Source organism: Microbacterium sp. RD1 (assembly GCF_052220165.1).
Lineage (GTDB): Bacteria > Actinomycetota > Actinomycetes > Actinomycetales > Microbacteriaceae > Microbacterium.
Genome location: NZ_JBQPOL010000004.1, coordinates 114,326 through 137,337 on the forward strand (window position 1 = coordinate 114,326; position 23,012 = coordinate 137,337).

22 protein-coding genes and 1 tRNA gene are annotated in these 23,012 nt (G+C 70.2%); 18 read left to right on the plus strand and 5 right to left on the minus strand.

The window, feature by feature from the left end; genetic code table 11:
- Positions 1-38 precede the first annotated feature (38 nt).
- The 7 genes from ACTU3I_RS17260 to ndk all read left to right on the plus strand — a co-directional run bounded on the left by ACTU3I_RS17260 (position 39) and on the right by ndk (position 9,136).
- Positions 39-1,016, plus strand: a complete 978-nt coding sequence (locus ACTU3I_RS17260) for an ABC transporter permease (protein WP_442926958.1) — start codon at positions 39-41, stop codon at positions 1,014-1,016.
- Complete coding sequence (locus ACTU3I_RS17265) at positions 1,016-1,825, plus strand: ABC transporter permease (protein WP_442926959.1); 810 nt, start codon at positions 1,016-1,018, stop codon at positions 1,823-1,825. Before ACTU3I_RS17260 ends, ACTU3I_RS17265 begins: the two co-directional genes overlap by 1 nt.
- Positions 1,822-3,465: a dipeptide ABC transporter ATP-binding protein gene (locus tag ACTU3I_RS17270; RefSeq protein ID WP_442926960.1), complete on the plus strand. Its 1,644-nt coding sequence runs from the start codon at positions 1,822-1,824 to the stop codon at positions 3,463-3,465. The genes ACTU3I_RS17265 and ACTU3I_RS17270 overlap by 4 nt, the downstream gene beginning before the upstream one ends.
- A gap of 91 nt (positions 3,466-3,556) precedes the next feature.
- Positions 3,557-6,976, plus strand: a complete 3,420-nt coding sequence (gene ileS / locus ACTU3I_RS17275; protein WP_442926961.1) for an isoleucine--tRNA ligase — start codon at positions 3,557-3,559, stop codon at positions 6,974-6,976.
- A complete protein-coding gene (locus ACTU3I_RS17280) occupies positions 6,973-8,325 on the plus strand; it encodes a bifunctional folylpolyglutamate synthase/dihydrofolate synthase (RefSeq protein ID WP_442926962.1) in 1,353 nt (450 codons plus the stop codon). The genes ileS and ACTU3I_RS17280 overlap by 4 nt, the downstream gene beginning before the upstream one ends.
- Positions 8,322-8,717, plus strand: a complete 396-nt coding sequence (locus ACTU3I_RS17285) for a DUF4233 domain-containing protein (RefSeq protein ID WP_442926963.1) — start codon at positions 8,322-8,324, stop codon at positions 8,715-8,717. Before ACTU3I_RS17280 ends, ACTU3I_RS17285 begins: the two co-directional genes overlap by 4 nt.
- A gap of 2 nt (positions 8,718-8,719) precedes the next feature.
- Positions 8,720-9,136 carry a nucleoside-diphosphate kinase gene (gene ndk / locus ACTU3I_RS17290; RefSeq protein WP_442926964.1) on the plus strand — a complete coding sequence of 139 codons (417 nt, stop codon included), beginning with the start codon at positions 8,720-8,722 and terminating at the stop codon, positions 9,134-9,136.
- Positions 9,137-9,262: 126 nt separating this feature from the next.
- On the opposite strand, the gene ACTU3I_RS17295 is transcribed toward ndk, so the two are convergent.
- Together ACTU3I_RS17295 and ACTU3I_RS17300 are read right to left on the minus strand one after the other, a co-directional pair.
- Entirely contained in the window at positions 9,263-9,676 is a 414-nt protein-coding gene (locus tag ACTU3I_RS17295; RefSeq protein WP_442926965.1) for a hypothetical protein, read from the minus strand.
- 2 nt (positions 9,677-9,678) lie between these two features.
- Positions 9,679-10,281, minus strand: coding sequence for a vitamin K epoxide reductase family protein (locus ACTU3I_RS17300; RefSeq protein ID WP_442926966.1), 603 nt, complete (start codon positions 10,279-10,281; stop codon positions 9,679-9,681).
- A gap of 284 nt (positions 10,282-10,565) precedes the next feature.
- Between ACTU3I_RS17300 and ACTU3I_RS17305 the strand changes: the two genes are divergently transcribed.
- Positions 10,566-12,935, plus strand: coding sequence for an Rne/Rng family ribonuclease (locus tag ACTU3I_RS17305; protein WP_442926967.1), 2,370 nt, complete (start codon positions 10,566-10,568; stop codon positions 12,933-12,935).
- Positions 12,936-12,937: 2 nt separating this feature from the next.
- On the opposite strand, the gene ACTU3I_RS17310 is transcribed toward ACTU3I_RS17305, so the two are convergent.
- Positions 12,938-13,204, minus strand: coding sequence for a DUF4031 domain-containing protein (locus ACTU3I_RS17310; protein WP_442926968.1), 267 nt, complete (start codon positions 13,202-13,204; stop codon positions 12,938-12,940).
- A 211-nt stretch (positions 13,205-13,415) separates the two neighbouring features.
- Here ACTU3I_RS17310 and rplU point away from each other — a divergent pair, with 211 nt between their 5' ends.
- The 9 genes from rplU to rsfS all read left to right on the plus strand — a co-directional run bounded on the left by rplU (position 13,416) and on the right by rsfS (position 19,956).
- A complete protein-coding gene (rplU, locus tag ACTU3I_RS17315; protein WP_442926969.1) occupies positions 13,416-13,724 on the plus strand; it encodes a 50S ribosomal protein L21 in 309 nt (102 codons plus the stop codon).
- A gap of 17 nt (positions 13,725-13,741) precedes the next feature.
- Entirely contained in the window at positions 13,742-13,999 is a 258-nt protein-coding gene (gene rpmA, locus ACTU3I_RS17320; RefSeq protein ID WP_442926970.1) for a 50S ribosomal protein L27, read from the plus strand.
- A 100-nt stretch (positions 14,000-14,099) separates the two neighbouring features.
- A complete protein-coding gene (obgE, locus tag ACTU3I_RS17325; RefSeq protein ID WP_442926971.1) occupies positions 14,100-15,611 on the plus strand; it encodes a GTPase ObgE in 1,512 nt (503 codons plus the stop codon).
- Complete coding sequence (gene proB / locus ACTU3I_RS17330; protein ID WP_442926972.1) at positions 15,608-16,447, plus strand: glutamate 5-kinase; 840 nt, start codon at positions 15,608-15,610, stop codon at positions 16,445-16,447. The genes obgE and proB overlap by 4 nt, the downstream gene beginning before the upstream one ends.
- Positions 16,448-16,456: 9 nt before the next feature.
- Complete coding sequence (locus ACTU3I_RS17335) at positions 16,457-17,716, plus strand: glutamate-5-semialdehyde dehydrogenase (protein WP_442926973.1); 1,260 nt, start codon at positions 16,457-16,459, stop codon at positions 17,714-17,716.
- A 52-nt stretch (positions 17,717-17,768) separates the two neighbouring features.
- Complete coding sequence (locus ACTU3I_RS17340) at positions 17,769-17,993, plus strand: hypothetical protein (RefSeq protein ID WP_442926974.1); 225 nt, start codon at positions 17,769-17,771, stop codon at positions 17,991-17,993.
- A gap of 9 nt (positions 17,994-18,002) precedes the next feature.
- Positions 18,003-18,599, plus strand: a complete 597-nt coding sequence (gene nadD / locus ACTU3I_RS17345) for a nicotinate-nucleotide adenylyltransferase (RefSeq protein ID WP_442926975.1) — start codon at positions 18,003-18,005, stop codon at positions 18,597-18,599.
- Entirely contained in the window at positions 18,596-19,588 is a 993-nt protein-coding gene (locus ACTU3I_RS17350; protein ID WP_442926976.1) for a hypothetical protein, read from the plus strand. Before nadD ends, ACTU3I_RS17350 begins: the two co-directional genes overlap by 4 nt.
- Positions 19,585-19,956 carry a ribosome silencing factor gene (gene rsfS / locus ACTU3I_RS17355; protein WP_442926977.1) on the plus strand — a complete coding sequence of 124 codons (372 nt, stop codon included), beginning with the start codon at positions 19,585-19,587 and terminating at the stop codon, positions 19,954-19,956. Before ACTU3I_RS17350 ends, rsfS begins: the two co-directional genes overlap by 4 nt.
- Before the next feature lie 10 nt (positions 19,957-19,966).
- Here rsfS and ACTU3I_RS17360 read toward each other — a convergent pair whose 3' ends face one another.
- The gene (locus ACTU3I_RS17360) at positions 19,967-20,401 is read right to left on the minus strand and encodes a VOC family protein (protein ID WP_442926978.1); all 435 of its coding nucleotides are present in this window, start codon (positions 20,399-20,401) and stop codon (positions 19,967-19,969) included.
- Positions 20,402-20,512: 111 nt separating this feature from the next.
- On the opposite strand from ACTU3I_RS17360, the gene ACTU3I_RS17365 reads away from it, so the two are divergent.
- Positions 20,513-20,588: transfer RNA gene (locus tag ACTU3I_RS17365), tRNA-Ala, on the plus strand.
- A gap of 85 nt (positions 20,589-20,673) precedes the next feature.
- On the opposite strand, the gene ACTU3I_RS17370 is transcribed toward ACTU3I_RS17365, so the two are convergent.
- On the minus strand, positions 20,674-22,902 hold the full coding sequence (locus ACTU3I_RS17370; RefSeq protein WP_442926979.1) for an LLM class flavin-dependent oxidoreductase: 2,229 nt from the start codon (positions 22,900-22,902) through the stop codon (positions 20,674-20,676).
- Positions 22,903-23,012: the final 110 nt, after the last annotated feature.

A 23,012-nucleotide genomic window follows, 5' to 3' on the forward strand; every position in this document is an offset into this window, starting at 1 on the left:
CGGGCGCACCCGTTGTCGGCGGGACGCGCGGAGGGTGCATGACGAGGGCGAGCCGGGCGCGCACGATCGTTCTGCGCCTGGCCGGCATGGCCCTGTCAGTGGCGGTCGTCCTGTGGGGTGCGGCGACGCTCGCGTTCCTCGCCTTCCGGGTGATCCCCGGCGATCCCGTGGACGTGATGCTCGGCCCGCAGGCGCAGGTCAGCGATGCGGTGAAGGACGCGATCCGCGCCGAACTGGGCGTGGACAGGCCTCCGTTGGAGCAGTACATCGGCTATCTCGCCGCGCTGACGCGGGGGGATCTCGGTCAGTCGTACCAACTGCGGATGCCGGTGGGAGAGGTGATCGGCCGTCAGCTCGGCGCGACGCTGCAGTTGACGGCCGCGGCACTCGTGATCGCGGTGGTCGTCGCGCTCGCTGTCGCGGTGCTCGCCCGCGGCCCGCGGTCGCGTGGCGCGGTCGCCGGGGCGGAGCTGATCATCCTCTCCTCGCCGGTGTTCTGGATCGGTCTGGTGCTGCTGAGCGTCTTCGCGTTCGGACTCGGCTGGTTCCCGGTATCGGGATCACGCAATCCCGCCACGATCGTGCTCCCCGCGGTCACGCTCGCCCTCCCCGTCGCCGCGCTTCTCGGGCAGGTGCTGCGTGACGGCATCGAAGCGGCGGAGCGCCAGCCCTTCGCCACGACCGTGCGAGCCCGCGGCGCGGATGCGACGTGGCTCACCATCCACCACACGCTCCGGCACGGGGCGACGGGGGCGGTGACACTCGCGGCGTACTTCGTCGGCTCGTTGCTCGGGGGAGCGGTGCTCGTGGAGACTGTCTTCGCCCGGCCGGGGCTCGGGCGGGTCACCCTCGCCGCGATCACCGACCGCGACCTGCCGGTGATCACCGGCATCATCCTCTTCAGCGCCCTGGTCTTCGTGGTCGTGAACCTCATCGTCGAGCTGCTGTATCCGGTGCTCGACCCGCGGCTGCGCGATGCGCGGACGACGGCCGCACGCACGCGGAGCGTGGCCTGATGGTCGGGCGGCGGATACTGGCGGGCGGCGCCATCCTGGTGCTGCTGATCATCGGTCTCATGGCGGTCCTTCCCGGCGTCTTCGCCACGCAGGATCCCCTGCAGACGGACGTCGCGCAGGCGCTCCTCCCCCCGAGCGCGGAGCACCTGTTCGGAACGGATCAGAGCGGTCGCGACGTGTACTCCCGGGTCGTCCATGGCGCGTCGCGCTCGGTGGGCATCGGGCTGCTCGCCACGGGCCTGGCCCTCGTCGTCGGACTCGTCCTCGGGTCGCTGTCGGGAATCGCCCCCCGTGTGCTCGACCTCGCCGCGATGCGCGCGACCGATGTGCTGCTCGCCTTTCCGGAATTCCTCATCGCCCTCGTGGTGGTCGCCATCCTGGGCCCCGGCCCGGTGAATGTGGCCGTGGCTGTGACGCTCGCCGCCATCCCCGTGTACGTCCGGTTGGCGCGGGCGCAGACCCGCACCCTCCGCACGGCGGAACACGTCGAAGCCGCGCGGATCCTCGGGGTCCCCGCCACGCCCGCGTTCGTCCGCCACGTCGTCCCCGGAGTGCTCGGCGCCCTCAGCGTGCTCGCCACGATCGGGATCGGCTCCAGCATCCTGGCCGCGGCGGGACTCAGCTTCCTCGGACTGGGTCCGACCGAGCCGACGCCGGAGTGGGGGCTCATGCTCGCCGGTGGACGCAACGTCCTGGGACAGGCATGGTGGATCGCCGTCTTCCCGGGGATCGCGATCACCGTCACGGTCGTGGCCGCGACGATCCTCGGGCGGATGGCACGGGCCCGCGCAGACCGAGGCGCCTCATGAGCGGCCTCTCCGTGCGCGGCCTGCGCGTGACGATCGCCGGGTCGCCGCTCGTCGACGGGGTGGATCTCGACGTCGCCCCGGGCGAGTGCCTGGCGATCGTCGGCGAGTCCGGAGCCGGCAAGTCGCTGACGGCGCGGGCGCTGCTCGGTCTGTCACCGGCGGGGGCGACAGTCGGGGCGGACGTGCTGGAGGTCGACGGGGTCGACGCCCGACGTCTCGGCGAGCGAGGCTGGCGACGGCTGCGCGGCGCGCGCATCGGCCTCGTCTCCCAGGACGCCCTCGTGTCGCTCGACCCGCTCCGCAGGGTCGGTGCCGAGGTGGAGGAGCCGCTGCGGCTTCACGAACGGCGGATGCCGCGGCGACACCGCCGTTCCCGAGCCCTGGAGCTGCTCGCCGATGTCGCCCTGCCCGACCCGGAGCGTCGCGCCCGTCAGTACCCTCACGAACTCTCCGGGGGGCAGCGTCAGCGCGCGCTCATCGCGTCCGCCCTCGCCGCGGGCCCGGCCGTCCTCGTCGCGGACGAGCCGACGACCGCGCTCGACGCGACGGTGCAGGCTCGCGTGCTCGACCTGCTCCGGACCATCGCCGGACGCGGCGTGGCCGTCGTCCTCATCACTCACGATCTGGCGGCGGTCCGCCGTGTCGCCGACCGCATCGCCGTGATGCGCGACGGTGTGTTCGTGGAGGCTGGGGCCGCGGACGCTGTCCTGACCGCGCCGCAGCATCCGTACACCCAGCGACTGCTGGCCTCGGCCGCGCACGCGCCGCGGTCGCAAGGCGCCCCTGCGGGGGCCGCTCTCCTCACCGTCGACGCCGTCTCGAAGCGCTTCGACCGGCCCGCCGTCCGTCAGGTCAGCCTCGAGCTGGCATCCGGCCGCACGCTGGCCGTCGTGGGGGAATCGGGGTCGGGGAAGACCACCCTCGCGCGCATGATCGTCGGGGTCACCCGGCCCGACAGCGGCGAGATCCGCATCGGCGGTCTCGCATGGGGAAGCGGCGCCGATGCCGCACTCCGGCGGCGCGTGCAGCTGGTGCATCAGAACCCCCTCGGTGCACTGGATCCCCGCTGGACCATCGGGCGGTCCCTCCGCGAGGCGCTGGAGGCCGGCGGTCGCCCCCGCGCACAGCGCTCCGCCGGCGTCGCCGATCTCCTGGCGGAGGTGGAGCTGGCCCCGGACCTGGCGCGGCGGCGGCCCGCGCAGCTGTCGGGCGGACAACGCCAGCGCGCCGCGATCGCCCGCGCTCTCGCGGTCGGTCCCGATCTGCTCGTGCTCGACGAACCGGTGTCGGCCCTGGACCCCACCGTGCGCGAGCACGTGCTGGCAGTTCTGTCGCGGTTGCAGCGAGAGCGAGGGCTAAGCATGATCTTCGTCTCGCACGACCTCGGCGTCGTCGCCTCGGTCGCCGACGAGGTCGTCGTCATGAAGGACGGGGCGGTGGTCGAATCGGGGCCGACGGCGGAGGTCTTCACCGACCCCCGCCATCCGTTCACACGGGAACTGCTGGCCGCGAGCTCGCACGGTGCCGGTAGACTGAACGGCACGAGCATCGATCCGGCCATCACCGGGGAGCTCTCGGAAGAACGGGATCACGCGTCCTCAGTAGAACCGAGCGGGGCAGGCCCGTCACAGCCGCAGTGAGAGAGGGCGAACCCCAGCGGTTCGCCACGCGGGGTGGTACCGCGGCTCGCACGAGTCGTCCTCGCAGGCCCATCCGACCTGCTGGAGTGACATGACCTACCCGAAGTCTTCGTTCGGACCCGCCGAACCCACCGGTGATCGCGGCGACGCCGTCGTCCCGAGCCCGCGGTTCCCCGCCATCGAGGCGGACACCCTCGCGTTCTGGAAGGACGACGACACCTTCCGCGCGTCGATCGCGCAGCGGGAGGGATCGGAGGAATGGGTCTTCTACGACGGTCCGCCCTTCGCGAACGGCCTGCCGCACTACGGGCACCTCCTCACGGGCTACGCGAAGGACGTCTTCCCGCGGTTCCAGACGATGCGCGGTAAGAAGGTCGACCGGGTGTTCGGGTGGGACACCCACGGCCTCCCCGCGGAGCTCGAGGCGATGAAGCAGCTCGGGATCACCGAGAAGAACGAGATCGAACGCATGGGCGTCGCGACCTTCAACGCCAAGGCCCGCTCGTCGGTTCTCGAGTACACCGAGGAGTGGCAGGAGTACGTCACGCGCCAAGCCCGCTGGGTCGACTTCGAACGCGGATACAAGACACTCCACACGACCTACATGGAGTCCGTGCTGTGGGCGTTCAAGTCCCTGCACGACAAGGGCCTCGCGTACGAGGGGTACCGCGTCCTTCCCTACTGCTGGCGCGACGAGACCCCGCTGTCCAGTCACGAGCTGCGCATGGACGACGACGTCTACAAGATGCGTCAGGATCCGTCGGTCACCGTGACGTTCCCGCTCGTGGGCGCGAAGGCCGAGGTGCTCGGGCTGACCGGCGTGCGAGCCCTCGCGTGGACGACGACGCCGTGGACGCTTCCCACCAACCTGGCTCTGGCCGTCGGCCCCGGCATCCGGTACGTCGTGCTTCCCGGTGGCCCTCACGGCGCCGCCGATGTGCGGGCGACTCCGGGAAGCGACGCGGATGACGCGGTCGAGACGAGCGCACATCGGTACCTCCTCGCCGAAGACCTGCTCGCCGGCTATGCGAAGGACCTCGGATACGACTCGCCGGAGGAGGCCGCCGCCGCCGTCGATCAGAGCGTCCTGGGCGCCGACCTCGCCGGGGTCGCCTACGACCGGCTCTTCGACTACTACGCCGACGCCGACGAATGGGGGACGCGGGACGCGTGGCACATCCTCGTGGACGACTACGTCACCACGACCGACGGCACGGGCATCGTCCACCAGGCACCCGCCTACGGTGAGGACGACAAGCGCCTCGCAGACGCGGCAGGTCTGCCCACGATCCTCTCGCTCGACGACGGAGGGCGCTTCCTCCCCGCCGTTTCCGACGTCGCCGGACTTCTGTGGATGGACGCGAACACGCCGCTCATCCGGCTCCTGCGCTCCCGCGGTCGGCTCGTGCGGGAGGCGAGCTACGAGCACTCCTATCCTCACTGCTGGCGCTGCCGGAACCCTCTCATCTACAAGGCGGTGTCGAGCTGGTTCGTGCGGGTCACCGAGATCAAGGACCGGCTCCTGGAGAACAACGCCGAGATCACCTGGGTCCCCGAGAACGTCAAGGAGGGTCAGTTCGGCAAGTGGCTCGAGGGCGCCCGCGACTGGTCCATCAGCCGCAATCGCTACTGGGGCTCGCCGATCCCGGTCTGGAAGAGCGACGACCCCGCCTACCCCCGCGTCGACGTCTATGGCTCGCTCGCCGAGCTCGAGGCCGACTTCGGCCGACTCCCCGTGAACGCCCACGGCGAGGTGGACCTTCATCGCCCGTACATCGACGACCTGACGCGGCCCAACCCCGACGACCCGACCGGTCGGAGCACGATGCGCCGCATCGAGGACGTGCTGGATGTGTGGTTCGACTCGGGGTCGATGCCGTTCGCCCAGGTGCACTACCCGTTCGAGAACGCGCAGTGGTTCGACGAGCATGCCCCCGCCGATTTCATCGTGGAGTACATCGGGCAGACGCGTGGCTGGTTCTACGTCATGCACGTGCTGTCCACCGCGCTGTTCGACCGCCCCGCCTACACCGGCGTCTCGTGCCACGGCATCGTGCTGGGAAGCGACGGACAGAAGATGTCGAAGTCCCTCCGCAACTATCCGGACGTGCGAGAGGTGTTCGACCGCGACGGCTCCGACGCGATGCGGTGGTTCCTCATGTCGAGCTCGGTCCTTCGCGGCGGCAATCTCGTGGTGACCGAGGAGGGCATCAGAAGCGGCGTGCGGGAGTTCCTCCTCCCGCTGTGGAACGCGTGGTACTTCTTCGCCACGTATGCCAACGCCGCCACCTCGACCGGGTACGAAGCGCGGTGGCGCACCGACTCGACCGACGTGCTCGACCGCTACATCCTCGCCCTCACCGGCGAGCTCGTGCGCGAGGTCGCCGGCGACCTCGAAGGCCTCGACTCCACCACCGCGGCCGAGCGCCTCCGCGACTTCGCCGAGGTGCTGACCAACTGGTACATCCGCCGCTCACGCGACCGGTTCTGGGTCGGTGTGCGCGAGGACGACCACACCACGACTCAGGCGTTCGACACGCTGTACACGGTGCTCGAGACCGTCACGCGAGTGGCGGCACCCCTCATCCCGCTGGTGGCCGAGCGCGTCTGGCAGGGGCTCACGGGTGGTCGCAGCGTCCACCTGACCGACTGGCCGGATGCGACGGCCTTCGACTCCGCCGCGGACATCCGGGTGGCGATGGACGCCGTCCGAGAGGTCTCCAGTGTCGCGAACGGGCTGCGCAAGCGCGAAGGGAAGCGCGTGCGGCTCCCGCTGCCGCGCCTGACCGTCGTCGTCCCCCAGGCCTCGGGGCTGGAGAGGTTCGAGGACATCCTGAGCGATGAGCTGAACGTCAAACGGGTCGAGTTCGTCGAGCTCGCCGAAGGGACTGCCGCGCAGTACGGCATCACGCACCGTCTGACCGTCAATGCGCGCGCGGCAGGACCCCGCCTCGGCAAGCAGGTGCAGCAGGCGATCGGCGCGGCCCGCTCGGGGGAGTGGGCCGAGGTCGACGGCACCATCGTCGCCGGCGGGATCCCGCTGGTCGACGGCGAGTACGACCTCGTCGTCGAGACGACAGGGCGTCCGGAGGGTGAGGCGCTCGCCACGCTGGGCGGCGACGGCTTCGTGGTGCTGGACACCAACACGAACGAGGCGCTGGAGGCCGAGGGCCTCGCCCGCGACGTCATCCGCGCGGTGCAGGACACCCGCAAGGCCGCCGGCTTCGATGTGAGCGACCGCATCCGGCTGGTGCTGACCTTCACCGACGCCGCGGACGCCGCGGCCGTCGTCGCCGCGTTCGATGTCGCCGAGGTGGCCGGGGAGACTCTCGCGCGCGAGGTGAGCGTCGTCGACGGGTCAGGTTCCACGCTGCTCGCCCGTGAGACCCTGCGCGCCACCGCTCAAGAGGTGGCCGATCACACCGCGGAGTTCGCGGCAGGCGCGCTGGCGAACGCCGGGGCCTTCACGGTCTCGGTGTCGAGACTCACGACGGAGGGAGCGGCCGCGTGAGCGATCGCACACGAGCGGACGCGGTGTACGCCGCGCTGTTGCAGCGTCAGGGTGAGCAGTGGGTGCAGCCGCGCGTCGAGCGCACCCGGCGCGTGCTGGAGCTGCTCGACGACCCGCAGCGCACCTACCGCGTCATCCACGTCACGGGGACCAACGGCAAGACCTCCACGAGCCGCATCATCGAGAGCCTGGTGCGCGCTCTGGGATTGCGCACGGCGCTGTTCACGAGCCCGCACCTCGAGCGCTTCACCGAGCGCATCCTGATCGACGGCGAGCCGGTGCCCGATGCTGCCGTCGCCGACGCGTGGGACGAGATCACGCCGTTCGTCGACCTGGTCGACGCCGAGCTGGCGGCAGCGGGTGACGCGCCGCTGACGTTCTTCGAGATGCTCACCGTCCTCGCCTTCGTCGTGGCCGCCGACGCTCCCGTGGACGTGCTCGTGCTCGAAGTGGGCATGGGGGGCTCATGGGACTCGACGAACACCGCGGACGGGGACGTGGCAGTCTTCACCCCTGTCGCCCTGGACCACACCGACCGCCTCGGAGGCACGCTCACCGAGATCGCCCGCGTGAAGTCGGGCATCATCAAGGACGGCGCCGCCGTCGTCTCGGCACAGCAGGAGCAGACGGTGGCGACGGTCCTCCGCGAGGCGGCAGCCGCCCGCGGTGCGAGCATCGCCTTCGAGGGCGACGAGTTCGCTCTCACGGAGCAGCGCCTGGCCGTCGGCGGCCAGCTCATCTCGGTGCGCGGGCTCGCCGGGGAATACCGCGAGGAGTACCTGCCGCTGTACGGCGCACACCAGGGGGCGAACGCGACCCTCGCTCTCGCGGCGGTCGAGTCGCTCATCGCCGGCGCCTCTCAGCCGCTGGCGCCCGACGTCGTCGCCGACGGGCTCGGGCAGGCGACGTCCCCGGGACGGCTGCAACTGGTCGGGGCCCACCCCACGGTGCTCGTCGACGCCGCCCACAACCCGCACGGCGCCGCTGCGCTCGTCGCCGCGTTGAAGGAATCGTTCGACATCGACGAGTGGGGCGTCGTCCTGGGCGTCCTCTCCGACAAGGACGCCGGCGGGATCGTCGCGACCCTTGCTCCGATCGCCGCGCACGTCTTCGCCACCGCACCCGACTCCGAACGCGCATCCGACCCCGACACACTCGCCGATCTGGCCGAAGCCGCGGACCTTCCCGTGACGGTGCATCCGGGCATCGAAGATGCCGCCGACGCGGCCCGCGAGTGGGCCTCCGTCTCGGACCGGCGCGCTGTCGTGATCGCCGGGTCGGTGGTGCTGGCGGGCGAGGCGTTGCGTGTGGCCGACGTCGAGGGGTGGAAGGACGGGTGGGAGCAATGACCGCCCGTGAACGCCGTCGCCGCGGCGCGGCCGAGTCGCTCGGGTCTGTCGTGCTCGGATTCGAGTCGATCGTCGTCTTCCTCGGCGGCCTCGTCGTGTACGGGCTCAACGCGCTTCCCGACGGGATCGAGTCGTGGTGGGGCATCGTCGGCGGCGTCGTGCTCGCGATCCTGATGATCCTCATCGCCGGGATGCTGCGGCATCGCTGGGCGATCGTGCTCGGGTGGGTGCTGCAGCTCCTCCTCGCGCTCGGCGGATTCGTCGTCGGCACGCTGTTGCTGGTCGCTCTCATTTTCGGCGGCATGTACGCGTATGCGACGATCAAGGGGGCCGCCCTCGACCGCCGCAATGCGCAGGCGCCCGCCCCGTCAGAACCCTCGAACGGAGATTGACCATGCCGACCGAAGAGACCCTCGTCCTGGTGAAGCCGGACGGAGTGGCCCGCGGCCTGACCGGCGCCATCCTCGCCCGCATCGAGGCGAAGGGCTACGCCCTCGTCGACATCCGGCTCGTCGAGCCGGACCGCGAGCGGCTGGAGCGCCACTACGCCGAGCATGAGGGAAAGCCCTTCTACGAGCCGTTGTTGGAGTTCATGATGTCGGGGCCGTCCGTCGCGATCCGGCTCGCCGGAAACCGGGTGATCGAGGGCTTCCGCTCGGTCGCGGGAACGACCGATCCCACCACCGCGGCGCCGGGGACGATCCGAGGAGATTTCGGCCGGGATTGGGGTCTCAAGGTGCAGCAGAATCTCGTGCACGGCAGCGACAGCCCCGAATCCGCCACGCGCGAGCTCGACATCTGGTTCGCCTGAGCGGCAGTCCGCCTCCTCCACCGGACGTGGATTCGGAGGATGCACGCCGATTCGGACGAGCTGGGCGTCAGCATCCGAGCCCGGCGGCCCTCTCCGAATCTGCTGTGGTGCCGGTCGGGGGGTTGCTCAGTGGCGGACGTCGAAGGTGACGGATGCGGCGGCGCAGCTCGCGCCCTCGGCGCACTTCGCGTACTCCCCGTAGTTCGAGATGTGGGCGATCGCGGGGCCTGGTGCGATCGTCGGCGGCACCGTGATGCTCACCGCGAACGATCCGTCCGCATGCGGGCGCACGAACGCACGGGCGAGCGGGATGCGCTCGTCGGCGGGCTGGATACGTACCTCCCAGCGCGCTCCCTCCGGGAGATCGACCGGGCAGGCATGCGTCGTCTCGACCGTGACGATGCGACCCGGGCGGGGGTCCTCCGGAGTGACCGACAGCTCGGGAACGCACGTCCGGCCCGGAGGCAGGGGCCCGCAACCGACGAGCGGAGCGGTCAGGGCGACGACCGCGACGCAGAGGTACGCCCGCGCGCGGCGCACGGTCAGAGCGACCCGATCACGTCGAGCCGCAGCTGCGCGAGGACGGCGATGATGGCGTAGCTGACGACCGCGAGCACGGGCAGCCATCCCATGAGCGCTCCGGCGGCTCGCCGTACCGGACGGGGCGAGGGGACGATGCCGGTGCGCAGCACGTGGAGCAGCACGGCGTAGAACGACGGGATCGTCACGACCCACGTCACCATGCACCACGGGCACAGCGTGGCGAGCTCGTAGATGCTCTGCGAGATGAGCCAGAGCACGAAGGCGAAGGCACCCGTCATCCCCAGGGCGAACAGCCACCAGAACCACCGAGCGAAGCGGGCGCCGGCGAGGATCGCCATCCCCACGACGATGGGCGCCATCCATCCGATGAGTCCCAGGATCGGATTGGGGAATCCCAACAGGCTGCCCTGCCAGGAATCGAGGTTCTTCCCGCACTGGATCAGGACGCTGAAGTCGCACGACGCGGATTCTCCGGGGTGCGCCAGCAGGTACAGCCGCTCCGAGGTCAGCGAGAACGCCGCCCATTCGCCCACCACTCCGGCGAGGATCAGCCACACAGCCAGCGCGGTGGGACGGGACGGGGCGCCGAGAGGAGTGCTCACGCCCCGGATTATGGCATCGCGGCCTATGCGTGGGCCGCATCCGCCCCGTCGTCGGGAAGCGATCGCGCGGCGAACCTGCGGACTCGGGAAGGAAGTGCGATACTAGACGTCGATGCATTGCGGCCGCGCCGCATCGGCATCACGACAGACTTCGGGCGATGGACGCCCTATGCAGCTCGAGCTTCGGGCCGGCTGCAGGCCGAGAGAGTACGTGGCATCGCCGGGTGCGGCGCCGCATGAGTTTCGGGTGACGCGCGGTGTCGCCCACGAGGAGTACGCCAGAGATGGCCGATGCAACAGTTGACCAGCCGGACAACCGGGACGAATCGACCGCCGTCGACACCACTGTCGCCGTCCAGGAGGCGGAAGCCGTCGTCGAGGCCGTCTCGCTGACGGAAGGCGACGAGGGTGCGCCGTCACCGTCGGCAGAGACGTCGGACGGTGCCGCCGCCGACCCTGTCGTGGAGGCTCGTCCCTCCGCCGGCGAGGACGGTCGCTTCGTCGAGGAGCCGGCGAACGCCGCGCCGGCGCCGGAGCCGGAGCCCGAGCAGGTGCCGGAGCCCGAGCAGGCGCCGGAGCCGGACCAGACGGCCGACACCGCGCCTGGAGAACCGGCGGGGCCCGTCACTGCCGTGTCCCTCGGGCTCCTGCCGGAGGTGTTCGTCTCGTCCGTGACCACAGAGCTGCACTTCTACGCTCCCGAGGTCGTGCCCCTCCCGCCGCGGCCGGTCGAGGAGGAGCCGAGCGTTCCGTCGTCGCGGCGCCGCAACCGCCGCCGCGGCGCGTCATCGGACGACGCCGGCGAGCAGGACGCCCCGCCCCCGCGCCAGCGCGCCGTCGAGTACATCACCGAGCCGCAGCGCATCAAGGGCTCGACGCGGCTCGAAGCGAAGAAGCAGCGCCGGCGGGACGGACGCGAGGCGGGCCGTCGCCGGCCCGTTGTGACCGAGGCCGAATTCCTCGCGCGCCGTGAGGCTGTCGACCGCGTCATGGTCGTGCGGTCCAAGAACAACCGCGTGCAGATCGCCGTCCTCGAAGACAACGTGCTCGTCGAGCACTACGTCGCACGCAATCAGGACGCGTCCCTCATCGGCAACGTCTACCTCGGTCGGGTCCAGAACGTCCTGCCCAGCATGGAGGCGGCGTTCGTGGACATCGGGCGTGGCCGCAACGCCGTGCTGTACTCCGGCGAGGTCGACTGGGACGCCGTGGAGACGGGCAATCAGCCGCGTCGCATCGAGCTCGCCTTGAAGTCGGGTGACCGCGTGCTCGTCCAGGTCACCAAGGACCCCGTGGGTCACAAGGGCGCACGCCTCACCAGCCAGATCTCCCTTCCGGGTCGCTACCTCGTGTACGTCCCCGGAGGTGCCATGAACGGCATCTCCCGCAAGCTCCCCGACACCGAGCGGGCCCGCCTGAAGAAGATCCTCAAGGAGGTGCTCCCCGAGTCCTCGGGCGTCATCGTGCGCACCGCCGCCGAGGGGGCCACCGAGGACCAGCTCACGCGCGACGTGCAGCGCCTCACCTCGCAGTGGGAGCACATCTCCGCGCAGGTGGAGTCCATCCAGGCTCCCGCCCTCCTGCACTCCGAACCGGATCTCCTCGTCAAGATCGTGCGCGACGTCTTCAACGAGGACTTCACGCGGATGCTGATCCAGGGCGAGGACGCCCAGCAGACCATCTCCGCGTACCTCGCCGGCGTCGCACCCGACCTGCTCGAGCGCGTGGAGAGCTACGAAGGCGACGGCGATCCGTTCGACGACTTCCGCATCACGGAGCAGATCGAGAAGGCACTCGACCGGAAGGTCTGGCTGCCCTCCGGGGGTTCGCTGGTCATCGACCGCACCGAGGCGATGACGGTGGTCGACGTCAACACCGGCAAGTTCGTCGGCTCGGGCGGCAACCTCGAGGAGACGGTCACCAAGAACAACCTCGAGGCGGCCGAGGAGATCGTCCGCCAGCTGCGCCTGCGCGACATCGGCGGCATCATCGTCGTGGACTTCATCGACATGGTGCTGGAGTCCAACCGTGACCTGGTCCTGCGCCGCTTGGTGGAGTGCCTCAGCCGCGACCGCACGAAGCACCAGGTCGCGGAGGTCACCTCGCTCGGACTCGTGCAGATGACGCGCAAGAAGCTCGGCCTCGGGCTGCTGGAGACCTTCAGCGAGCCGTGCGAGGTGTGCGCGGGGCGCGGCGTGATCGTGCACCACGACCCGGTCGTGAAGCACCGTTCCTCCGGCGCCGGAGCCTCACAGCCCCGTCGCGGACGCGGGGGCAACGGCAACGGCAACGGTGGCGCGAACCCGACCTCCGGCACGCACGTCATCACCGAGGGTGTGAAGTCCGCACTCGCTCAGATCGCGGCGTCCACGATTCACTCCACCGCCGGATCGGCCGAGGAGGAGGCATTGGTCGAGGAAGCGGTCGCCGAGGCGGTGGAAGCCGTCGAGGCAGCGGTCGAGCCGGCGCGCAAGCCTCGCAAGAAGCGCGCCGAGGCGAAGGCACCGCGCACCGAGAAGGACCTCCTGCTGGATTCGGTCCTCAACGCCCTGCCAGAGCCGAAAGCCCCGGGTCAGGGACGTTCACGTCGACGCGTCACCACGGCGGCGCTCAGCGGAACCCCCGTGCAGCCGTCGCCGGCCGAGGGCTCCTGAGCTCAGCGCCGGTCGCGCGCGCGCACGCGCAGGCCCGAGGCGATGAGTCGTCGCACGAGCTCGTGGCCGGTGACGTGGTGCGCTCCGGCGGCGACGAGTCGCGCGTGCGCCTCATCCGGGACGTCGTAGTGGTCGAGGTCGAATCCGCGGCGGGGGATCCCATTCGCTGCGGCGAAGGCGTGGAGCTCTCCCAGGTCACTGTCGCTGACCAGATGAGCCCAGTGGCGCCCATGCGCCGGCCACACCGCGTCGTCAATGAGAATGGCCACGTCCGCGATCTTATGCGGCCCCGAGACACGCGGGGCCGAGCCGCTTTGCCCATCCCTCCGGCATCGGGTAAACTCGATCCTTGGTGCGCCGCGTCGGAAGACCAGCGGCACCCGACCGTGACCTCCGAAGGACTGCGCGTCGGGAACTCGCACCGAGACTTTCCGTCATCAGACAACGGAGCCGTCCGCTCCAGAATGAAACAGGTGTGAAGTGGTTTACGCAGTTGTGCGCGCCGGGGGCCGGCAGGAAAAGGTCGAGGTCGGCACGATCGTCGTCCTGGACCGCCAGGCGGCCTCGATCGGCGACACGATCCAGCTTCCCGCCGTCCTGCACGTCGACGGCGACACCGTCACGACCGATGCCGACAAGCTGGCGAAGGTGACCGTGACCGCCGAGGTGCTCGGCGAGGAGCGCGGCCCGAAGATCGTGATCCAGAAGTTCAAGAACAAGACCGGCTACAAGAAGCGTCAGGGGCACCGCCAGGACCTCACGCGCGTCAAGATCACCGGCATCAAGTAAGCCAGGGAGACGTAGACATGGCACACAAAAAGGGCGCAAGCTCCACCCGCAACGGTCGCGACTCCAACGCCCAGCGACTGGGCGTGAAGCGTTTCGGCGGCCAGGTCGTCGGCGCCGGCGAGATCATCGTCCGCCAGCGCGGCACGCACTTCCACCCGGGCGCCAACGTCGGTCGCGGCGGGGACGACACCCTGTTCGCGCTCTCTGCCGGCGCGGTGCAGTTCGGCACGAAGGGCGGCCGCAAGGTCGTCAACATCGTCGCCGCCGCGGAGTAATCCCGGCGAAGCACGGCTTTCCGAGGGGGTGGGCGAACGCCTGCCCCCTCGTTCGTTTTCCCGCGGCATCCGCCGCCCCGACTCGCAGGAAGGACCGCGAATGGTCACATTCGTCGACCGCGTGACGCTGCACCTGCGCGCCGGTAAGGGAGGCAACGGCTGCGTGTCCGTGCGCCGCGAGAAGTTCAAGCCGCTCGCCGGTCCCGACGGGGGAAACGGCGGTCACGGGGGCGACGTCGTCCTCGTCGCCGATCCGCAGGTGACGACGCTGCTGTCGTACCACCACTCCCCGCACCGCTCCGCGGGCAACGGCGGCTTCGGCATGGGCGATCACCGCTCCGGTGCCGCCGGAGAGTCACTGGAGCTGCCGGTACCGGTAGGCACGGTGGTGAAGGACCCGCAGGGGGACACGCTCGTCGACCTCATCGAGCCCGGGATGCGTTTCGTCGCCGCCCCCGGCGGCCAGGGAGGGCTCGGCAACGCCGCTCTCGCGTCACCCAAGCGCAAGGCCCCCGGCTTCGCCCTGCTGGGCACACCGGGCTGGGAGGGCGACGTCCTCCTCGAGCTGAAGACCGTCGCCGATGTCGCGCTCGTCGGGTTCCCGTCTGCGGGCAAGTCGAGCCTCATCGCGGCCGTCTCCGCCGCCCGGCCGAAGATCGCCGACTACCCCTTCACGACCCTGCATCCGAATCTCGGTGTGGTGCAGGCCGGCGATGTGCGGTTCACGATCGCCGACGTCCCCGGGCTCATCGAAGGAGCCAGTGAAGGACGAGGCCTCGGTCTGGAGTTCCTCCGCCATGTGGAACGCTGCACGGCCCTGGTCCATGTCCTCGATTGCGCGACGCTGGACCCCGGTCGCGATCCGCTGACCGACCTCGACGTGATCCTCGCGGAGCTCGCCGCATACCCCGTTCCCGAGGGACAGGTGCCGCTCCTGGAACGCCCGCAGCTGGTCGCGCTCAACAAGGTCGACGTGCCCGAGGCGAAGGATCTGGCGGAGCTGGTGCGACCGGAGCTGGAAGCGCGCGGCTTTCGCGTGTTCGAGATCTCCACCGTCAGCCGCGCGGGACTCCGCGAGCTCGACTTCGCTCTCGCCGACATCGTGGAGCGCGCTCGCGCGGAGGCGGCAGCCGCCCCCGCGCCCGAGCGGATCGTGATCCGTCCGCGCGGTGCGGAGCGGGACTTCAGCGTCCGCGTCGACGGTGGCACGTACGGTCCGGTCTACCGGATCCTCGGCGACAAGCCGGTGCGGTGGGTGCAGCAGACCGATTTCCAGAACGATGAGGCGGTGGGCTACCTCGCCGACCGGCTCGAGCGCCTGGGAGTGGAGGACGAGCTCTTCCGCGTCGGCGCCACACCGGGCGCGACGGTCGTCATCGGCGAGGGTGACGGCATCATCTTCGACTGGCAGCCGTCGCTGAGCTCGGCCGCCGAGCTGATGGTCGCGCCGCGAGGCACCGATCCCCGCCTCGACGGATCGGGTCGCCGCACCACGAATCAGCGCCGCGAGCAGTACTACGAGCGGATGGATGCGAAGGCGGACGCCCGCGCAGAGCTCGAAGCCGAGCGCCTCGCCGACCGGACCCCCGAGCGGAGCGAGGGCGACGCGTGAGCGCCGTGAGCCGCGCCGGCATCCCCGGCGCGGACCGCGTCGTCGTGAAGGTCGGATCCTCGTCGATCAGCGGTGACAACGCGCACCGCATCGACACGATCGTGGAAGCCCTCGCCGCCGCGCACGCCCGAGGGACCGAGATCGTGCTGGTCTCCTCCGGTGCCATCGCCACGGCTCTGCCGTTCCTCGACCTTGCCGGACGCCCGAGTGACCTCGCGACGCAGCAGGCGGCGGCTGCCGTCGGGCAGAACGTGCTCATGTGGCGCTACCAGACGTCCCTCGACCGCTTCGGTTTGCTGGCGGGCCAGGTGCTGCTGACGGCGGGCGACCTCGAGCATGCCACGCCCCGTTCGAACGCGCGCCGCGCCATGGAGCGACTGCTGGGTCTTCGTATCCTGCCGATCGTGAATGAGAACGACACCGTCGCGACCCACGAGATCCGCTTCGGCGACAACGACCGGCTGGCCGCGCTCGTGGCGCAGCTGGTCGGCGCCGACGCCCTCATCCTCCTGAGCGATATCGAGAGTCTGTACACCGCGCCCCCCACCGAGCCCGGCTCGCTACCCATTCACGACGTGCCGTTCGCGGGAGACCTCTCCGGCTTCCAGTTCGGCAGCGTCGTGGTCAACAGCGTGGGCACCGGGGGAGCGGCCACCAAGGTCTCCGCGGCACGCTTGGCCGCCGCATCCGGAGTGGGCGTTCTCGTCACCAGCGCCGACCTCGTGGGCGAGGCGCTTCGTGGTGAGGACATCGGCACCTGGTTCGAGCCCGACGTCACTGCGGGCCGACCGGCATCGACCGGGCCGGTCGGAACGATACCGACCACCCCTCGATAGACTGGCGGGATGACTCTCGTGGCCACCTCAGCGCGCGAGCGGATGCTGCGCGCCCGGGACGCCGCCCGCTCGGTGGGGCTTCTCGACTCCGCGGCGAAAGAGCGTGCGCTCCGTGCCATCGCTGACGGTCTCGACGCGGACGCCGCGGCGATCATCGCCGCCAACGCCGAGGATCTCACCCGCGGTCGGGAAAGCGGTATCGGCGACGCGCTCCTGGACCGGCTCCGTCTTGACGCGCCGCGCGTCGCCGCTCTCGCCGCCGCGGTGCGGGAAGTGGCCGTACTGCCCGACCCGGTCGGACGCGTCCTCGATGAGCGGACGCTCCCGAACGGCCTCCGTCTGCAGAAGGTCGCCGTTCCGTTCGGGGTCGTCGGATCGATCTACGAGGCCAGGCCGAACGTCACCGTCGACATCGCGGCGCTCGCGCTGCGCTCCGGGAACGCCGTCGTCCTCCGCGGTGGCACCGCCGCCGAGCGCTCGAACGCGGCGCTGGTGGCCAGTATGCGTGCCGCGCTGTCCGCCGTCGGCGTCGACCCGGAGGCCGTGCAGACCGTCGACGACTACGGGCGCGAGGGCGCGCGGGAACTGATGCAGGCGCGCGGCATCGTCGACGTCCTCGTCCCCCGCGGAAGTGCCCAGCTCATCGAGACCGTGGTCACGGAGTCGCTCGTCCCGGTCATCGAGACCGGCGCCGGGATCGTGCACATCGTGCTCGACGAGACCGCGCGCGAAGACTGGGCGCGCGACATCGTCGTCAACGCCAAGACGCAGCGCCCGAGCGTCTGCAACGCGGTCGAGACGGTGCTCGTGCACCGCGGCGCCGCAGACCGGGTGCTTCCCGGCGTCCTGCGCGCGCTCGACGAGGCCGGCGTGACAGTGCACGGTGACGACGCCGTCGTCCGTCTCCATCCGCGGGCCGTTCCAGCCACCGAGGAAGACTGGGCGACGGAGTATCTCAGCCTGGACATCGCCGTGCGCATCATCGACGACCTCGATGATGCCCTCGACCACATCCGGCGGTATTCCACGCACCACACCGAGTCGATCGTGACGGATGACGCGGCGAACGCGGAGCGCTTCCTGGCGGAGGTCGATTCCGCTGTCGTCATGGTGAACGCCTCCACCCGCTTCACCGACGGCGGTGAGTTCGGCTTCGGAGCCGAGGTGGGCATCTCTACTCAGAAACTGCACGCCCGCGGCCCGATGGGCCTCGCCGAACTCACCAGCTCCAAATGGCTGGCGCGCGGCGACGGGCAGGTGCGGGCCTGACCGCCTAAAATGGCAGTGCGCGTCCGTCGCGCAGACCCGAAACGGAGACCCGATGACCACCGCCGCCACGCTGATCGCTCTTGCTGCTGAGGAAGCGGAGCACCACGGCAACGTCGCGCTCGAAACCGTCTGGTACGGGATTGTGGCACTCGTCGTCTTCGCCGGACTCGGCCTCGTGACCCTGTCGTACCGCAACGTGGCCAACCGTCACGCCCACAAGGCCGAGGCGTACGCCCGCACGCACCCTGCGCCCACGCACGAGGGGCACGGCCACTAGGCCCACTGGATGTCGGGGGAGCGAGCTCCGCGGATCGGGGTCATGGGCGGGACTTTCGATCCCGTCCACCATGGGCACCTGGTGGCCGCCAGCGAGGTCGCGCAGAGCTTCGACCTCGACGAGGTCGTGTTCGTCCCCACCGGTCAGCCCTGGCACAAGGAACGGGTCTCCTCCAGCGAGCACCGCTACCTCATGACGGTCATCGCGACAGCCTCGAACCCGCAGTTCACGGTCAGCCGGGTGGACATCGATCGCGGCGGCATCACGTACACGATCGACACGCTGCGCGATCTGAAGCGCCAGCGACCGGATGCGGAGCTCTTCTTCATCACCGGTGCGGATGCCGTGGCGCAGATTCTCAGTTGGAGGGACCATGATGAGTTGTGGGACCTCGCCCACTTCGTCGCGGTGTCACGACCGGGACATGTCCTCACCTCCGAGGGCCTGCCCACCGACGACGTGAGTCTGCTCGAGATCCCCGCCCTGGCGATCTCGTCGACCGACTGCCGAGACCGCGTCCGCCAGGGGAATCCCGTGTGGTACCTCGTCCCGGACGGGGTCGTCCAGTACATCGAGAAGCACCACCTCTATCGGAGCAAGGCATGAGCACACCAGATCAGCCCGAATCCTCTCCGCTGACCCGACGCCGCCTGCGCGAGATCCGCGCCACCGGCGCGACGCCGGTCATCCTGCCCGCCGAGGACACCGAGGCGGTCGCGCCTCCGGCCCCGGAGCCGACGCCGGCCCCGACGCCGCTGCCGCGCCCGGCCGAGCCCGTGTCGGTCGGTCCGGCGCCGCTGGCCGACGCCTCCGTCGACCTCGGCGTCTCGCCGCTCACGCGCCGTCAGGCGCGCGCGCAGGAGCGCATCCGCACCGCATCCGTGCCTGTCATCCAGCCCGATGCCATCCCGGCCGGGGCTCCCGTCGTGACGCCGGCAGCCGAGGAACCCGCGGTCGACGTGGAGCCGCTGTCCGACGATCGCGAGAAGGCGGCGGACGCGTCGCCCGGGGCACCCACCGCCGGCGCGCGCGACGCTGAATCCGAGGTGCTGACCCCTTCGGCCGACGCCGAGGAGGAGTCGCACCCCCCGGCGGTCGTGAATCCGGAACTCGGCTCCGACCTGCTCGTCGGTGACGCCCCGCCGGTGTCGCTTCCCCCCTCGTTCGATCAGCTCATCGCCCGCGGTTCGTCGGCGACGGGCTCCGTCGCCACCCCGAATGCCCTCATCCTGTCGCAGACGCCGACCGCGACGCCGCTCGCTCCGATCACCGCCACGGGCGAGGTGCTCATCACCGGGTCCTTCGACCTTCCCGAGGGGCTGGGGTCGGTCGGCCACGCCCATGGCACCACCGACGGCAAGGACGTCGATGCCACCCTCATCGACGGTGAGCTCCCTGCGTCGTCTTCTCCCACCCCTATCGCTGCCAGCGCCGCCATCAGCACCGCTCGTCACGCCGGCGAGGAGATCATCCGTCCTCCCGCTCCCGAGAAGGGCAACAAGCTCATGCTCGCCCTGGTCATCACGGCCGGCGTGCTGGCGCTGGCCCTCGTGGGCGTTCTCATCCTCGCCGTGACGACGGGCGTCTTCGCATGACCGCGTCGGAATCATGTCGCGAGCAGCTCGCGATCGCCGCTCGCGCGGCCGACGCGAAGGGCGGCGAAGACCTCGTCGCGCTCGACGTCTCCGAACCGCTTCCGCTCGTAGACATCTTCCTCCTCGTCACCGGCCGCAACGAGCGCAACGTCGCCGCGATCGCGGACGAAGTGGAGGAGAAGCTGCTCGAGGCCGGTCACAAGCGCCTCCGCCGTGAGGGCCGTCAGGAGTCGCGCTGGATCCTTCTGGACTTCGGCGACCTGGTCGTGCACGTCTTCCACGAGCAGGAACGCACCTTCTACGGCCTTGAGCGGCTCTGGAAGGACTGCCCCATCGTTCCGATCGACCTCCCGGCGCACGCCGAGTAGGGCCGGCAGCTCACTGCAGGCAGAACTCGTTCCCTTCGGGATCTCGGAGCTGCCAGTAGCGCTCCGGCCACGGTCCCCACGACTGCTCGACGAGGCGCACGACCTCCGCGCCGAGGGCGACGAGCCTGTCCTTCTCGGCATCCAGGTCGGCGGGATCGATCACGTGACCGCCGTCGCGCCGGTCGGCCGTCACGTCGATGTGCACGCGGTTGCGCCCGGTCTTGCGGCCGTCGGCATGGTGGAAGAACAGACGCGGCCCGCGCCCGGACGGATCTTCGGCGAGGCCGCGAAGGGCGAGATCCCGCTCTGTGAGGCCGGCGTCGAGGAGGCTCTGTTTCAGCTCGCCCTCGAACTCGGTGTGAGGGTAGCCGAAGACGTCCGACCAGAAGCGTGCGAGGCGCGGCGGGTCGTCGGCGTAGATGACGATGTTCCCGAGTTTCGGCATCGGTTCTCCTTTCCGAGGGCAACGCTACGCGGGGGCTCCGACGCCGTCCGCGTTTCGAGGCGGCCCGTCGGATGTAGTAGTCTTGGGGGGTTGCCTCCTCGGGCAGCAGGAGGGCCTGTGGCGCAGCTGGTAGCGCACCTGCATGGCATGCAGGGGGTCAGGGGTTCGAGTCCCCTCAGGTCCACCAATCGCTCGAAGTCTTAACCCTGCCCCCCGGTATCGGTGGGCGGGGTTGAGCTGTCCTACGCGGTCGATGTCGGACTGGAGCTCCGTCAGGTCGCCGGAGGCTGCTCCCCGGCCGGATCGATGGCGAAGTTGTCGCGGAAGAGCCCGGTGGGATCCCACCGGCGCTTGAGGTCGCGGAGTCGTTGCAGGTGCGCGGGTGGGAAGGCACGCGCCACGACGTCGCGGCCGGTGTCGGTTTCGAAGCTGAGATACATGCCGTCGAAGTGCGAGCGGAGCCCCGCCCAACGTTCCTCGAAGTCCGTCGAGCCGCCGCCGAGGGTGGCGATGAGGAAGTTCGCCTCTCGCCAGGCGTAGGCGGTGGCCTCTGCCGGGAGGTCGCCGGCAGCGCCGCCCGCGGAGCGGATCGAGAGGATGAAGGAATCGCGGGAGGCGAGGAGCTCACCGAGACCCTCGGCGACTTCGGCGTCGAGATGTCGTGCAAGGCCGGAGTGTCCGGATGGCTCGCCCTGTCCGTGCTGGATCTCGCCTCCGGCGGGAAGTTCGAGCAGAGCCGCATACGGCACGAGCTGAACGGACTGGTTTCCGAGCGGGGCGAGGTCGGCCAGCGGTTGGAGCCGATTCACGATGGTGTCGGGGTCGTCGGAGTCGACGACGATGAGCGCCTGCACCACGACAGGTGCGCCGGGACCGCTGGGGCTCATCATGAGCGTGCCGGTCACGCTCGGGTGCGCCGATTCGATGGCGGCTCCCCATCCGCGGAGGAACCCGGCGATGTCCGCGGGCGTGTACACCAGCATCGCGAAGCCGACCTGCTCGCCGATCGGGTCCGTGTCGAACTCGAAGGAGACGGCAACGCCGAAGTTCGCGCCGGCACCGCGCATCGCCCAGAAGAGGCCGGGGTTCTCCTCGGCGCTGGCGTGCACGAGCTCCCCGTCCGCGGTCACGACATCGACCGAACGGAGATGATCGATCGTCAGCCCGTTCTCGCGCACCAGCCAGCCGATGCCGCCCGCTGTGGCGAGTCCGCCCACTCCGACGCCGCCGTAGTCTCCTGCCGTCAGAGCGCGCCCATGCGGCGCAAGGGCGCGGGCGACGTCACCCCAGCGGGCTCCCGGCCCGATGCGCACACGCCCTTCGTCGAGGATGGTGATGTCGTCGAGCGCATCGACGGCGAGGACGATGCCGCCGTTGTTCAGCGACCGACCGGAGAGGCCGTGACCGCCGCTGAAGATCCCCAGTGGGACATCGCGGTGGCGGCGGGCGTACCGCACCGCTTCCTGAACCTCGCCCGTGGTCTCGGGTCGCAGCACGAGCGCGGGACGCGCCCCGCGGAAGTAACCTGACGTGTACCGGATGTATCCCCGCTCGAGCGGGGTCAGGGTATGGTCGGCCAACGGGAGCGGCACGGGATCACCGTCGAGCGCCGGAGCACGGCGCGGCTGGGGTGAAGCGACCTCCCCTGACGACGCCGAGCGCGCCTCGGCCACGCGCTCGCGGATCTCGGGCGCGAGAACCTCGGCGAACTGGCGCAGCGCGGCGGGGTCGTCGGTGCCCATGATGAAGACGCTCACGCCGTCCTCGATCGCCAGCCTCGCGAGTTCCCTCGCGGAATACTGCGGAACGAGGTTCATCAGCCTGACGATCGCCTTCGGATCGCGCCCGGCCGCGCGCGCCGCCTTATCGATCACCGCGTTCCCGCGTGCGACGTCGCCCGGCTTCATCCAGGGCAGGCTCGGCAGCCAGCCGTCGGCTTTGCGGCCGATCATGCGCTGCATGCGCGGCTTGTACGCGCCCACCCAGATCGGGATGTCATGGGCCGGCTTGGGTCCGCGCTGAGCCCCCTTGGCCTGATGGAAGACGCCATCCACGAACAAGGGCGCCGGGTTCTCGACGGCCCATATGCCCCGGATGATGTCCAGCGCCTCATCCAGACCCGACACCGCCTCCGCCGGGGTGAGCAGCGGCGCGCCCATGGTGGCCATCGCGTCGAAGTAGCCCCCCGTTCCGATCCCGAGCTCCACCCGGCCGTTGCTGAGCAGATCGAGGCTCGCCAGACCCCGCGCAAGCACGGTCGGGCGACGCAGCGGAAGATTCAGCACGTTCCCGGACACATGGATGCGCGAGGTCCTGGCGGCCACCCAGCTCAGCAGCGTCCATGTGTCGTGAAAAGCCGCCTGATAGGGGTGATCCTGGAATGTCGCCAGGTCCAGCCCCACATCCTCACTCATCATCGCCAGGTCCACGGCATGCTGGGCGGGCTGGCTGAGAGGTGTGATGAAGCTGCCGAAGCGCAGCGGGTGACCGTAATCAGGCATGCGTCCCATGCTCGGGAGTCGTTGTGCCCCGCGCAATGCGCAAGTAACCGAGTTACTATTGGTAAGTGATCAGGCGAAACGACAGCTCGACAGACCCTCACCGGACGGCG

Bases quoted from the DNA above. Each gene is read 5' to 3' on its own strand.
- ACTU3I_RS17260 (WP_442926958.1), top strand. From the start codon at position 39: ATGACGAGGGCGAGCCGGGCGCGCACGATCGTTCTGCGCCTGGCCGGC.
- ACTU3I_RS17265 (WP_442926959.1), top strand. From the start codon at position 1,016: ATGGTCGGGCGGCGGATACTGGCGGGCGGCGCCATCCTGGTGCTGCTG.
- ACTU3I_RS17270 (WP_442926960.1), top strand. From the start codon at position 1,822: ATGAGCGGCCTCTCCGTGCGCGGCCTGCGCGTGACGATCGCCGGGTCG.
- ileS (WP_442926961.1), top strand. From the start codon at position 3,557: ATGACCTACCCGAAGTCTTCGTTCGGACCCGCCGAACCCACCGGTGAT.
- ACTU3I_RS17285 (WP_442926963.1), top strand. From the start codon at position 8,322: ATGACCGCCCGTGAACGCCGTCGCCGCGGCGCGGCCGAGTCGCTCGGG.
- ndk (WP_442926964.1), top strand. From the start codon at position 8,720: ATGCCGACCGAAGAGACCCTCGTCCTGGTGAAGCCGGACGGAGTGGCC.
- ACTU3I_RS17305 (WP_442926967.1), top strand. From the start codon at position 10,566: ATGGCCGATGCAACAGTTGACCAGCCGGACAACCGGGACGAATCGACC.
- rpmA (WP_442926970.1), top strand. From the start codon at position 13,742: ATGGCACACAAAAAGGGCGCAAGCTCCACCCGCAACGGTCGCGACTCC.
- obgE (WP_442926971.1), top strand. From the start codon at position 14,100: ATGGTCACATTCGTCGACCGCGTGACGCTGCACCTGCGCGCCGGTAAG.
- ACTU3I_RS17335 (WP_442926973.1), top strand. From the start codon at position 16,457: ATGACTCTCGTGGCCACCTCAGCGCGCGAGCGGATGCTGCGCGCCCGG.
- ACTU3I_RS17340 (WP_442926974.1), top strand. From the start codon at position 17,769: ATGACCACCGCCGCCACGCTGATCGCTCTTGCTGCTGAGGAAGCGGAG.
- nadD (WP_442926975.1), top strand. From the start codon at position 18,003: ATGTCGGGGGAGCGAGCTCCGCGGATCGGGGTCATGGGCGGGACTTTC.
- ACTU3I_RS17350 (WP_442926976.1), top strand. From the start codon at position 18,596: ATGAGCACACCAGATCAGCCCGAATCCTCTCCGCTGACCCGACGCCGC.
- rsfS (WP_442926977.1), top strand. From the start codon at position 19,585: ATGACCGCGTCGGAATCATGTCGCGAGCAGCTCGCGATCGCCGCTCGC.
- ACTU3I_RS17360 (WP_442926978.1), bottom strand. From the start codon at position 20,401: ATGCCGAAACTCGGGAACATCGTCATCTACGCCGACGACCCGCCGCGC.
- ACTU3I_RS17370 (WP_442926979.1), bottom strand. From the start codon at position 22,902: ATGCCTGATTACGGTCACCCGCTGCGCTTCGGCAGCTTCATCACACCT.